The organism is Actinoplanes subglobosus (assembly GCF_042650585.1).
In the GTDB taxonomy this organism is placed as follows: Bacteria; Actinomycetota; Actinomycetes; order Mycobacteriales; family Micromonosporaceae; genus Actinoplanes; species Actinoplanes subglobosus.
Window position 1 is genome coordinate 62,252 of the sequence record NZ_JBHSBL010000037.1, and the last position, 13,343, is coordinate 75,594.

6 protein-coding genes are annotated in these 13,343 nt (G+C 74.2%); all 6 read left to right on the forward strand.

All coding sequences use genetic code 11. From position 1 onward, the window contains the following. The first annotated feature begins 49 nt into the window (after positions 1–49). Positions 50–6,250, forward strand: coding sequence for an SDR family NAD(P)-dependent oxidoreductase (locus ACFO0C_RS46790; protein WP_378073359.1), 6,201 nt, complete (start codon positions 50–52; stop codon positions 6,248–6,250). Further along, positions 6,247–10,614 carry a beta-ketoacyl synthase N-terminal-like domain-containing protein gene (locus ACFO0C_RS46795; protein WP_378073360.1) on the forward strand — a complete coding sequence of 1,456 codons (4,368 nt, stop codon included), beginning with the start codon at positions 6,247–6,249 and terminating at the stop codon, positions 10,612–10,614. The genes ACFO0C_RS46790 and ACFO0C_RS46795 overlap by 4 nt, the downstream gene beginning before the upstream one ends. After that, positions 10,611–10,913 carry an acyl carrier protein gene (locus ACFO0C_RS46800; protein WP_378073361.1) on the forward strand — a complete coding sequence of 101 codons (303 nt, stop codon included), beginning with the start codon at positions 10,611–10,613 and terminating at the stop codon, positions 10,911–10,913. The genes ACFO0C_RS46795 and ACFO0C_RS46800 overlap by 4 nt, the downstream gene beginning before the upstream one ends. A 10-nt stretch (positions 10,914–10,923) precedes the next feature. Then, positions 10,924–11,730, forward strand: coding sequence for an alpha/beta fold hydrolase (locus ACFO0C_RS46805; RefSeq protein ID WP_378073362.1), 807 nt, complete (start codon positions 10,924–10,926; stop codon positions 11,728–11,730). Then, positions 11,727–12,887, forward strand: coding sequence for a glycosyltransferase (locus ACFO0C_RS46810; RefSeq protein ID WP_378073363.1), 1,161 nt, complete (start codon positions 11,727–11,729; stop codon positions 12,885–12,887). Before ACFO0C_RS46805 ends, ACFO0C_RS46810 begins: the two co-directional genes overlap by 4 nt. After that, a partial coding sequence (locus tag ACFO0C_RS46815; protein ID WP_378073364.1) for a hypothetical protein occupies positions 12,884–13,343 on the forward strand: 460 nt, incomplete at its 3' end. The genes ACFO0C_RS46810 and ACFO0C_RS46815, both read left to right, overlap by 4 nt.

Sequence of the window (13,343 nt, forward strand, 5' to 3'; positions counted from 1 at the left end):
GACCACCGCGGCGGCCGGTGGTGGCAGCCGGCTCGTCGTGCAGGGACCGATGACCCGGGTCAGCGACCTGGCCGCCATCGCCGCCGCGGTCGCCGACGGGGGCGGGCTGCCGTTCCTGGCCCTGGCTCTGATGGACGGCGACCAGACCGCCCGTCTGCTGGCCGCGACCGCCGAGCGGCTGGGCGACCGCCCCTGGGGCGTCGGGCTGCTCGGCTTCTCACCGCCCGAGGTGCGGTCGGCCCAGCTCGCCGCGGTGCTGGAGGTGCGTCCGCCGTACGCGATCATCGCCGGCGGCCGCCCGGACCAGGCCGCACCGCTCGACGCCGCAGGGATCACCACCTACCTGCACGTCCCGTCTCCCGGTCTGCTCGACCGCTACCTCGGCCAGGGTGCGCGCCGGTTCGTCTTCGAGGGGTCCGAGTGCGGTGGCCACGTCGGTCCGCGGGCCAGTTTCCCGCTCTGGCAGAGCCAGATGGACCGGCTGCTCGCCCACGGCGAGGACCTCGGCGACGTCCGGGTGCTCTTCGCCGGCGGCATCCACGACGAACGGTCGGCCGCCATGGTCGCCGCGCTCGCCGCCCCGCTCACCGCCCGCGGCGCGGACGTCGGCGTGCTGATGGGCACCGCCTACCTGTTCACCGCTGAGGCGGTCAGTGCCGGGGCGATCGTGCCGCGGTTCCAGCGGATCGCCGTGGACACCACCGAGACGGTGCTGCTGGAGACCTCGCCGGGCCACGCGACGCGTTGCGCCCGTACCGGCTATGTCGAGACGTTCGCGCTGGCCAAGCAGCGTCTGGCCGAGACCGGAGCGAGCGTGCAGGACAGCTGGGCCGAGCTGGAGCGGCTCAACCTCGGCCGGCTGCGCGTCGCCAGCAAGGGCGTGCGCCGGCAGGACGGTGAGCTGCGCGAGGTCGCCGACGGCGTCCAGGAGCGCGACGGCATGTACATGCTCGGCGACGTGGCGACCCTGCGATCGGCCACGACCACCGTCGCGGAACTGCACCGGCAGGTCACCGACGGCGCCGACGAGCTGCTCACCCGGCGGGCGGCGGCCTTCGCCCCCGGCCCGGCGATCGTCCGCGAACCCGAGCCGCTCGACATCGCGATCGTCGGCATGGCCTGTGTGCTTCCGGAGGCCGAGGACCTGGCGAGCTACTGGCACAACACGGTGACCGGGGTGGATGCGGTCACCGAGATCCCGGCCGGGCGGTGGGACGTCGGCCGCTACTTCGACCCGGACGCCTACCGGCGGGCCCGGCGCGATGCGACGCCGTCCAAGTGGGGCGGGTTCCTTCCGAGGATCAACTTCGATGCCTTGGCGTACGGGATACCGCCGGCCAGTCTGGCGAGCATCGAACCGGTCCAACTGCTCGCACTGGAGGTCGCCGCCCGGGCACTGGCCGACGCCGGTTACGCCGAGCGCCCGTTCGCCCGGGAGCGCGCGTCGGTCATCTTCGGTGCCGAGGCCGGTCACGACCTGGCCACCGCCTACGGGTTCCGTGCGCTGCTGCCCGGTTACCTGGGTGAGCTGCCGCCGGAACTCGACGCCCACCTGCCGACGGTCACCGAGGACTCGTTCCCCGGCGTGCTCTCCAACGTCATCGCCGGGCGGATCGCCAACCGCCTCGATCTGGGCGGCGTCAACTACACCGTCGACGCGGCCTGCGCCGCCTCGCTGGCCGCGCTCGACCTGGCCTGCAAGGAGCTGCGCGCCGGATCCAGCGATCTGGTCCTCTGCGGTGCCGCCGACCTGCACAACGGCATCTACGACTACCTGATGTTCGCCGCGGTCCGGGCGCTGTCGCCGTCGGGGCGGTGCGCCACCTTCGACTCGCAGGCCGACGGGATCGCGCTCGGTGAGGGCGTGGCCTGTGTCGCGCTGAAACGGCTGGCGGACGCCGAACGCGACGGAGACCGGGTGTACGCCGTGATCAAGGCGGTCGCCGGGTCCAGTGACGGGCGGTCGCTCGGGCTCACCGCGCCACGACCGCAGGGCCAGCGGCTGGCCCTGGACCGCGCCTACGCCACCGCCGGGTTGTCGGTCACCGACGTGGGGCTGGTGGAGGCGCACGGCACCGGCACGGTGGTCGGGGACCGTACCGAGCTGGCCGTGCTCACCGAGGTCTTCACCGAGGCCGGGGCCGCTCCCGGCAGTGCCGCGCTCGGCTCGGTGAAGTCGCAGGTCGGGCACACCAAGTGCGCCGCCGGGCTGGCCGGGCTGATCAAGGCCGCCTACGCCGTGCACACCGGTGTCCGGCCGCCGACCCTGCACCTGGGCGCGCCGAACCCGTACTGGGACAGCACGACCAGCCCGTTCGGCTTCGACCGGACCGCACGCCCGTGGGCCCGCACGCCGGCCGAGCGGATCGCCGGGGTCAGCGCGTTCGGGTTCGGCGGCACCAACTTCCACGCCGTGGTCGCCGGATACGACGGCGCCGGTGAACCCGCCCACGGCCTCGACGAGTGGCCGTCCGAGCTGTTCCTGTTCCGTGGCGCCGACCGGGACGCGGCGCTGCGCCACCTCGACCGGCTCACCGCACTGGTCACCGCGAACGACGCGGCCGGACGGCCCTGGCGGTTGCGCGATCTGGCGTGGACGCTGGCCGCGGGCGTCGACACCGAACTACCGGTGCAGGTCGCCGTGGTGGCCCACGACCTCGACGGGCTCGCCGCCGCCCTCGCCCCGGCCCGCGACTTCACCACCGACACCGGCCTCGGTGTGTACGTCGCCGGCCCGGCCGGATCCGGGCCGGGACAGGTCGCGTTCCTCTTCCCCGGCCAGGGCAGCCAGCGGCCCGGCATGCTGGCCGACCTGTTCGTCGCGTTCCCGCAGCTCCGGGCCACGATCAGCGGACCCGCAGCCCGGTACGCCGACGTCATGTTCCCGCCGGCCGCCTTCGACCCGGCCGCCGACAAGGCCCAGCGCACGGCCCTCGCCGACACCCGGGTCGCCCAGCCGGCGCTCGGCATCGCCGACATGGCCGCGTACCGGCTGCTCACCGGCCTCGGTATCCGCCCCGACCAGCTGGCCGGGCACAGCTACGGCGAGGTCGTGGCGCTGACCGCCGCCGGTGCCCTGGACCCGGCCGGACTGGTGTCGCTCAGCGCGGCCCGGGCCGAGGCGATCCTCGGCGCGGCCGGCGACGACCCCGGCGCGATGGCGGCCGTCACGGCACCGGCCGACCAGGTGCGCGAGGCCCTCGCCGCCCATCCGGACGTGGTGCTGGCCAACCACAACGCCCCCACCCAGACCGTGATCTCCGGGCCGACCGCCGCCGTCGAGGCCGCCCTGACCACCCTCGACGGTCTGCGGCTCAGCACCCGTCGGCTGCCGGTGGCGTGCGCGTTCCACAGTCCGGTGGTCGCCGCCGGGGCCGTGACCTTCGGGGCGGAACTCGCCGGACGGCCGGTCGGCACCCCGGCTGTGCCGGTGTGGAGCAACACCGAGGCGGCGCCCTACCCGGACAGCCCTGACCGGATCCGTGCGCTGCTGGCCCGGCAGATCGCGGATCCCGTCCGCTTCGCGGAGCAGATCGAGGCGATGTACGCCGCGGGCGCCCGCACCTTCGTCGAGGCCGGCCCCGGTGACGTCCTCACCCGCCTGGTCACCGGCATCCTCGGCGACCGCCCGCACCTGGCCGTGGCACTCGACCGGTCCGGCGAACCCGGCCTGCCCCGCCTGCTGCGGGTGCTCGCCGAACTCGCCGTCACCGGTGTCGCCGTCGACCCGGAGCCGCTGTTCGCCGGCCGTGACGCCACCGTCGTCTCCGCTGCCGCGGTGCCGGTGCGTCCCGGCTGGACCGTCGACGGACACCTGGTCCGCAGTGCCGACGGCGCGTCGCTGCCCGGCGGGTTGCGGCCGGCCGAGGTGGTGGCCGCGATGCCCGCCCGGTCCGCGCCGGCTGTCCCGGCCGCCGAACGGGACGCGGCGGTGCTGGAGTTCCTCCGTGGCGCCCGGGAACTGGTCGCCACCCAGCGCGAGGTGATGCTCGGCTACCTGGGCGCCGCGGCCCCTGCCACGGCCCTGCCCACTGTCGCGCCGCCGCCCGTCGAGACCCCGGTGCCCGTCACCGTGCCGTCACCTGTGTTGAGTCACCCCGAGACCGACGTCCTGGGCCTGGTCGTGGCCACGGTGAGCGAGCGGACCGGCTATCCGGCGGAGATGCTGGATCCGGGGCTGGATCTGGAGGCGGATCTGTCGGTCGACTCGATCAAGAGGACCGAGTTGATCGGTGAGCTGGCGGACCGGCTGGGCTTCGGTGGCGCGGGCGGGCAGATCGACGAGTCGGTGGTGGAGGAGCTGGCCCGGATCAAGACGATCCGCGGGATCGTCGACTGGATCGAGGCGCAGTCCGGGCCGGCTCTGGTGGAGGCGCCGGCGGCACAGGACGTCCTCGCCCTCGTGGTCGCGACGGTGAGCGAGCGGACCGGCTATCCGGCGGAGATGCTGGATCCGGGGCTGGATCTGGAGGCGGATCTGTCGGTCGACTCGATCAAGCGGACCGAGTTGATCGGTGAGCTGGCGGACCGGCTGGGCTTCGGCGGTGCGGGCGGCCAGATCGACGAATCCGTGATCGAGGAGCTGGCCCGGATCAAGACGATCCGCGGCATCGTCGACTGGATCGAGACCCGGACCGCGACCCCAGCTCAGTTCGCGAGCCGTAGCTCAGCCATGACTCCGCACCCCGATGACCTTTCTGGGGTACGGCTGGCGAACTCGGTCGTACCCCGGGACGGTGTCGAAGGCGCCGACAGGCGCCTGGCGGACGGCACGCGAACCGAGCCGGTGCGGCTGCAACGGTTCGGTGTCGCGGTGCGGGAGATCGCGCACCTCGACGGGGTGCCGGTGGGTGCGCTCGCCGGACGGGACGTCGCGATCGTCGCGGACGGGCGGGGCATCGGGTTGGAACTCGCCGACCTCCTCGAGGAGCACGGCGCGTCGGCGTCGGTGCACGACAGCGCCGGGGCGGTGCCCACCGTCGACGGGCTCGTCTACCTGGCCGGGCTCGGGCCGGAGCCGGCGCCCGACATCACGGCCGTCTTCGGGGTGCTGCGGCAGGCCGTCCTCGGCGGGGTCCGCCGGCTGATCGTGGTGACCGGCTCGGCCGGCACGTTCGGTCACGGCTGGACCGGTGACCCGGCCACCGATCCGGCACCCGGCGCCGGTCTGCGCGGCCTGATCCGGACCATCGCCCGGGAATACCCCGATCTTCTGGTACGGGCGGTCGACGTCGATCCCAAGGAGGCGCCCCGCAAGATCGCCCGGCATCTGCTGGACGAACTCGGCGCCGTGGACGGGCCGGTCGTCGTCGGATACACCAACGGCACCCGCAACACTTTGCGGGTGACGGCCGAAGCCCCGGCCGGACCGGTCGACGTGGCCGCCGCCTGCGGTGCAGCCGGACTCGGCGCCGAGTCGGTGGTGATGCTGACCGGGGGTGCCCGGGGTATCACCGCCGCCGTCGCCACAGCGCTCGCCGATGCCTCAGGCTGTCATCTGGAGCTCGTGGGGCGTACCCCCCTCGGTGAAGAACCGGACCCGCAGGTGATGGCCGCGGACGGTGAGCCCGGACTGCGCCGCCTTCTCGTCGAACGCGGCATGCGGGACCCGGCCGCGATCGGTGCCGCCGCCCGCCGTCTCGCCGCCGAGCGGGAGATCCGGCAGACCCTCGACCGGCTCGCCGGACGGGCCGCCTCGGTGCGGTACACGGCCCTCGACGTGCGGGACGCCGGCGCGGTGGCGCGGTTCGTCGGCGACGTCCGCACCCGGCACGGGCGCCTCGACACGATCGTGCACGGCGCCGGCCTGTGCGAGGACAGACTGATCGCCGACAAGACACCGGAGTCGTTCGAACGGGTCTTCGGCACCAAGGTCGACGGGGCCCGTGCGATCGTCGCGGCCGCACCGCCGGACCTCGCACACCTGATCGTTTTCGGCAGCGTCTCCGGTGTCTTCGGCAACCGTGGCCAGGCCGACTATGCCGCCGCCAACGACGCTCTCGACACACTGGCCCGGACCTGGCGGCACAGCCGGGTGGCCCGGCGGGTCCTGTCGGTGGACTGGGGACCGTGGGCGCCGGAGGCCGGTGGCATGGTCACGCCCGAGCTGGCCCGGGAGTACGCGCGGCGCGGCGTCGGCATGATCGACCCGGCCGAAGGGGTGGCGGCGCTGCTGGCCGAACTCGCGTGGGGACCGGCCGGGCAGTGCCAGGTCGGGTTCCTGAACGCGCCGCTGGAGACCTTCGAGTGAGCGCGGTCGCGATCGTCGGGATGGGCGCGGTCTTTCCCGGCGCGGCCGACACCGGCGCGTTCTGGCGCAACATCGTCGCCGGAGTGGACGCGACCGGCGAGGTTCCGGTGTCGCGGTGGGATCCGGCGACCTTCTATGACCCGGGCGCCTACCACCGGCCCCCGGTGGCGGACCGGTTCTACTGCCGGCGGGGCGGGTTCGTCGACGACGTGGCGTCGTTCGACCCGACCCGGTTCGGGATCATGCCGGCCGCCGTCGCCAGCACCGACCCCGATCAGCTGCTCGCGCTTCGGGCGGCGGCCGAGGCCATCGAGGACGCCGGCGGGGTGGACGCGCTGCCGGACCGGTCGCGGATCGGGGTGATCATCGGGCGGGGCGGCTACCTGACGCCCGGCATGGCCCGGCTCGACCAGCGGGTCCGCACCGTGACGCAGCTGCTGGCGACGTTGCGGGAACTCGTTCCGGGCCTGTCGGAAGGGCAGCTCGGCGGGGTCCGGGAGCAGTTCCTGGCGGCGCTCGGGCCGGAGAGCCCGGACGCGTCGATCGGACTCGTACCCAACTTCGCCGCGGCCCGGGTCGCCAACCGGTTCGACCTGCGGGGCCCCTCCTACACCGTCGACGCCGCCTGCGCGTCCGGGCTGCTCGCCGTCGACGCCGCCGTCCGGGAACTCGCGTCCGGGCGGTGCGACGCCGTACTCGCCGGAGCCGTGCACGTCTGTCACGACCCGACGTTGTGGAGTGTGTTCAGCCAGCTGCGGGCGCTGAGCCCCAGCGAGCGGATCCGGCCGTTCGACCGGCGGGCCGACGGGACCCTGATGGCCGAGGGTACCGGGGTGGTGGTCCTCAAACGTCATGCCGACGCCGTCGCGGCCGGGGACCGGATCTACGCGGTGGTCCGCGGGGTGGGGGTGGCCGGTGACGGTCGGGCCGCGAGCCTGGTCAGTCCCAGTGCCGACGGGCAGGTTCTGGCGGTTCAGCGGGCGTGGGAGGCGGCCGGGCTGGATCCTCTGGCGCCGGACTCGGTCGGTCTCGTCGAGGCGCACGGCACCGCCACACCGGTGGGGGACGCCGCCGAGCTGACCACGCTGGGCCGGGTGTTCGGCACGGCCGGACCGTCGATCGGGCTGGGCACCGTCAAGTCGATGATCGGGCACGCCATGCCCGCCGCCGGGATGGCCGGGCTGATCAAGGCGGCGCTCGCGGTCCACCACGGGGTACTGCCGCCGACCCTGCACGTCGACGAACCGCATCCGGGGCTCGCGGCGACCCGTTGCCGGCCGGTCACCTCCGCCGAGCCCTGGGAGGGGGACGGGCCCCGGCGGGCCGGGGTCAACGCGTTCGGGTTCGGCGGGATCAACGCGCACCTCGTGCTGGAACAGGACCGGGTCGGCGCCCCGCTGTCCGCGAAGAGCCGGGGCCGGGCGGCGGCGAGCGACACCGTCGAATCGATGCTTCTGCTCGCGGCCGACAGCCCCGGCGCTCTCGCCGCTCAGCTCGCGGTCTCCGACGAGGAACTGCTGGCCGGGGTCTCGACCGTGCCGAACGGCAGCGGGGCGTGCCGGCTGGCCGTGGTGGCTCCGACGGCGCGCCGGCTCGCTCTCGCCCGGAAGGTGGTCGAGCGTGGGCGGGCCTGGCGGGGCCGGGAGGACATCTGGTTCACCGCGGAGCCGCTGCTCGCCGCTCCGGGCGGTCTGGCGTTCCTGTTCCCCGGGTTCGAGCCGGAGTTCGCGCCGCGGGTCGAGGACGTCGCCGGGCATTTCGGGCGGCCGGGTCCGCGCCTGTCCGGCGGCACCGCACTGCATTCGCGCGGCGCCGACGTCGTCGCCGTCGGCCGGTTCCTGGCGGAGGCCCTGGGCGACCTGGGTGTCGCGCCCGACCTGGTCGCCGGGCACAGCCTGGGGGAGTGGACCGCGATGGTGGCGGCCGGCAGCTACCGGGCCGGGGCCGTCGACCGGTTCGTGGACACACTGCGGCCGGGCACTGTGGCGGTCCCGGAGGTCGACTACGCCGCCGTCGGATGCGCCGCGGACCGTGCCATCGCCCTGGTCGCCGCACCGGACGTGGTCGTCTCGCACGACAACTGCCCGCACCAGTCGGTGCTCTGCGGTCCGCCGGCCGCGATCGGGGCGGCGCTCGACCGGCTCCGCGCCGCCGGGGTGCCGGGGGAGGTGCTGGCGTTCCGGTCCGGGTTCCACACCCCGATGGCCACGCCGTACCTGGCGGAGGTGCGGGCCTCGTTCGCGATGCTGCCGCTGGATCCGCCGCACACGCCGGTGTGGTCGGCGACCACGCTGGAGCCCTACCCCGCGGAACCCGGTGCGGTCCGGGAACTGCTCGTCCGTCACCTGCTCGAACCGGTTCGCTTCCGCCAGCTCCTGGAGCGCCTGCACGACACCGGCGTCCGCGGATTCGTCCAGGTCGGGCCGGGCAGCCTGACCGGATTCGTCGCCGACACCCTGGGGCGCCGTGATCACCTGTCGATCGCCGCGCACGTCCCCGCTCGCGGGGGCGTCGCGCAGCTGCGGCGGGTGGCTGCCGCGTTGTGGGTCGAAGGGCGTTCGCCCCGGTGGGACCGGTTGCCCGCGGCCAAGAAGAGCCAGACCGGCAACTCGGTCCGGCTCGCGTTGGGTGCGCCGCAGGTGCGATTGGCGGGCACGCTCCCGCCGCTGGTCGCCCCGCCGCCGGCCGTTTCCGGCGCTGGGCTCGCCTCGTCCACGAATGATCACCCGATCCTGGCCGCGCTGGCCGCGACACTGACCGACACGGCGGCAGCGGCCCGGGCCGTCTCCGAGGCCTGGTCCACCGCGCCGTCGACCCGGCCGGTGCAGCAACTCCTGACGCGGCAGGAGCCCGCGGCGCGGCAGGAGCCGCGCACGGTGGAGTGTTCGCTGGCGACGATGCCATGGCTCGCCGACCACAGCCTGATCCCGCAAGCCGCGGGCTGGCCCGAACCGGCCGACCTGTTCCCCGTGGTCCCGCTGACCGGCCTGCTGGAACTGATGGCCGACGCCGCCCGCGAGGCATCCCCCGGCCGCACCGTGATCGGCCTCGAACAGGTCCGGGTCCGCCGCTGGCTGGTCGTCGCCCCACCGACCGCCGCCACGATCCGGACCGACGCCACCGACAAGACCAAGATCAAGGTCACCATCGACGGGTACGCCTCAGGCACCGTCCTCCTGGCCGGGACGTATCCACCCGCTCCGCCCACGGACACCACCCCGCTGCGCGACGAACGTCCGGCCCCCATCGACGCCACCAGGCTCTACGAGGACGGCTGGATGTTCCACGGCCCCGCCTACGCCGGAGTGACGACCCTCGACACGCTGGCCGCCGACGGGATCCGCGGCGACCTGACGGCTCTGCCCGCCCCGGGCGCCCTGCTCGACGCCGCCGGACAGCTGATCGGCCACTGGATGCAGGTGAGCGCCGACGTGGACCAGGTCGTCTTCCCGATCGGTATCGGCGCGGTCCGCTGGTTCGGCCCGCCTCCGGCCCCCGGCGAGCGCCTGACCTGCACCGCCCGCATCACCGAACTGACCCCCGACCGGATGCGGGCCGACGCCCAGCTGCGTACCCCGGACGGCCGGGTCCGGATCACGATCACCGACTGGGCGACCCACCGCTTCTCCACCGACGAGCGGATGTGGCAGCTCAAACAGCATCCGGGCCAGACCGGCGCCGGCGAGCCGCAGCCGGACGGCTGGTGCCTGGTCCGCGAACGCTGGCCGGACACCGCCACCCGGGAACTGGTGATGCGCCGCTACCTGGTCGCCCCGGAACGCGCCGAGTACGCCGACCGTTCCCCGATCGCCCAGCGCGAATGGCTGCTCGGACGGGTGGCGTTGAAGGACGCCGTACGCGAGCAGTTGTGGCGACGGGGAGCCGGCGACCTGTTCCCCTGCCAGATCCGCGTCGGCAACGAGCCGGACGGCCGCCCCTGGGCGCGCGGCCCCGGCGGCGAGCGATTCCACGTCTCCCTGGCCCACGCCGGCCACCTGGCGGTAGCGATCGCGGCTCCCGCCGACGGGGACGCCGTCGGTATCGACATCGAACCGATCACCGACCGCGCGATCGCCGACGTCGCCCTCACCGATGCCGAGAAGTCCCTGGTGGACCAGGCGACCGACCGTCCCGGACTGCTGGTGCGCCTGTGGACGGCGAAGGAGGCCGTGGCCAAGGCACTCGGCACCGGGCTCGCCGGGCGCCCCCGCCGCTTCGCCGTCACCGGCCTCGACGCGGCCGGCTGCACCGTCACCGTGGACGACCGCAGCTGGCCGGTCCGGCACCGCGTCGTCGACGGACCCGACAACCGTTACGTGGTCGCCTGGACCACCGCATCACCGAACCGAGGAGGAACCGCGTGACCGTGCACACCACCAGTCAGCTTCTCGACGACCTCAAGCAGGGCCTGGTCGAGGTCATGGGCGACGACGTCCTGCTGGCGGTCGACATCACCCCGGACACCAGGTTCGACGACGATCTGGCGCTGGAGAGCATCGAGTTCGTGGCGCTCGGCGAGTACCTGCGGGAACGGTACGGCGACCGGGTCGACTTCGCCGGGTTCATCGCCGGGATGGAGCTCGACGAGATCATGTCGCTGACCGTGGGCCGGCTGCTGGCGTACATCTCCGATCGTCTGGCCGACACGTCCGCACCGGTCTGAGGGGCCCGCCGTGGTCGATGTCGTCGCCCGTGACGTGCGCTTCCATGTCCAGCGGATCAGCCCACCGGACGGGTTCCCGGCCGACCGCCCGGTGGTGGTGTTCCTGCACGGGCTGATCCTGGACAACCTGTCGAGCTTCTACTACACCCTGGCCGGTCCGGTGGCCGCGATCGGCGCCGAGTCGATCATGTATGACCTCCGCGGTCACGGCCGTTCCCAGCGCCCACCGGCCGGGTACACCGTCGACGACGCCGTCGACGATCTGGCCGCCCTGCTCGCCGAGCTCGGCGTGGACCGCCCGGTCTACCTGGTCGGCAACAGCTACGGCGGGGTGGTGGCGCTGCGGTTCGCGCTGCGCCGCCCGTGGCAGGTGGCCGGCCTGGTGGTGATCGAGGCGCACACCGTCGGCGACGCGGCCGGCGACTGGACCGAGCACATGAGCAACACCCTGACCGTCACCGCGCTCGGCCTGGCCCACGACGACCTCGCCGATCAGCTGCGCGAGCTCGGCGAACGCAAACTGGCCCGGGCCGCGCGACTGGCCGGTGAGCTGCTCAACGGCACCACCCTGATCGACGACGTGGCCGCCACCCCACCGCTGCGCGGACCGGAGCTGGCGGCGATCGGCTGCCCGGTGCTGGCCGTCTACGGCGTCCACTCGGACCTGGCCGACGCCGGTCACCAGCTGGCCCGCCACCTGCCCGACTGCACCCTGCACATGGTCCCGGACCAGGCGCACACCGTGCTGCGGGAGGCGACACCGCTGGTCCGGACGCTGGTCCTGGACTGGCTGACCGCGCGGACGGCACGCCGGTGAGCCGCTTCCTGTTCGTCGTCCCGCCGCTGACCGGGCACATCAACCCGGCCGTCGCCGTCGCCCGGGAGCTGACCGGCCGCGGCCACCGGGTCGCCTGGGCGGGCCGCGCCGCGACGGTGCGCCCGCTGGCCGGGCCGGATGCCGAGATCCACGACACCGGCGACCCGGCCCTGGACGCGGCCCTGGCGGAGTCCCGGGACCGCCGGCTCGGACTGCGCGGGGCGGGCGCGCTGAAGTTCCTGTGGGAGGAGTTCATCGTCCCGCTGGCCGGCGCTTCCCGGCCCGGCGTCGAGGCGGCCGCCGAGGCGTTCGGCCCGGACGTGATCGTCGCCGACCAGCAGGCGCTCGCCGGTGCGCTGGTCGCCCGGCGGCGCGGCATCTGCTGGGCCACCAGTGCCACCACGTCCGGCGAGTTCACCGACCCGTACGCGGCGATGCCCAGGGTCGACGACTGGATCCGGGAGCGGATGGCCGGGCTCTGCCGGGACGCCGGTGTCTCCGAGAGCACCGACCTGCGGTTCTCCGACGAGCTGGTGCTCGCCTTCACCTCGGCGGCGCTGCTCGGCGACGAGCGGCGGTTCCCCGGGCACTACGCGTTCGTCGGGCCGGCGCTCACCGACCGGCCGGACGACACCGGTTTCCCGTGGTCCGAGCTGGACCGCGGGAAAAGGCGGGTGCTGGTGTCGCTGGGCACGGTCAACGGTGACGCCGGGGCACGGTTCTTCGACGCGGTGGTCCGGGCCGCCGAACCCCTCGACGTCCAGCTGATCGTGGCCGCGCCGCCGGGCGTGCTGCCCGACCCGCCGCCCTACGTGCTGGCCCGTCCCTACCTGCCGCAGCTCGACCTGCTGCCGCACGTGGACGCGGTGGTCTGCCACGCCGGCCACAACACGGTGTGTGAGGCGCTCGCGCACGGCCTGCCGCTGGTGGTCGCGCCGATCCGGGACGACCAGCCGGTCGTCGCCGGCCAGGTGACCGCGGCCGGGGTGGGAGTGCGTGTCCGCTTCATGAGGACCGGGCCGGACGAGTTGCGTACCGCCATGGTGTCGATTTTGACCGAACCCGCCTATCGTGCCGCCGCCCGCCGCGTGCGGGATTCCTTCGCCGCCGCCGGCGGCGCCCCGGCGGCCGCCGACCACCTGGAGAAGATGACGTGACCGTTCTGTCGGCGGTGCCCGCCGCCCTGATCGTCGTGATCCTCGTCCTGAGCGCGCTGCGGTTGCGGGGCCGCCTCGCCGCGCTGCCGGTGATCCCACCGTCCACCGACACCGCGCCGGACGACTATCAGCTGTTCGCCGCGGCCGGTGCCGAGGTCGACGCGGCCACCCGGCAGGCCGCCGTCGCCTACGCCCGTGGCCAGCACCTGCTCGCCCTCGACCTGGTCCCGGCCGATCTGCCGGTCACCGAGACGCTGGCGCTGGCCCGGGCCATCGACCCGGCCGGCTACCGCGACGACCGGATGGCCGTGGGCCGTGGCGCCGGGCACGCCCTGCTGGTGTCGGCCGAACTCGCCGCCCGGGCCGCTGTCACCCCGTCCACCGGGCTGGACCCGGCCGAGATGATCCGGCTGACCGCACGGCTCAAGAAGTACGCCCCCACCGGCACCGACCTGG

Coding starts and splice junctions, on each gene's coding strand:
- ACFO0C_RS46790 (WP_378073359.1), top strand. CDS start 50: ATGACCCGGGTCAGCGACCTGGCCGCCATCGCCGCCGCGGTCGCCGAC.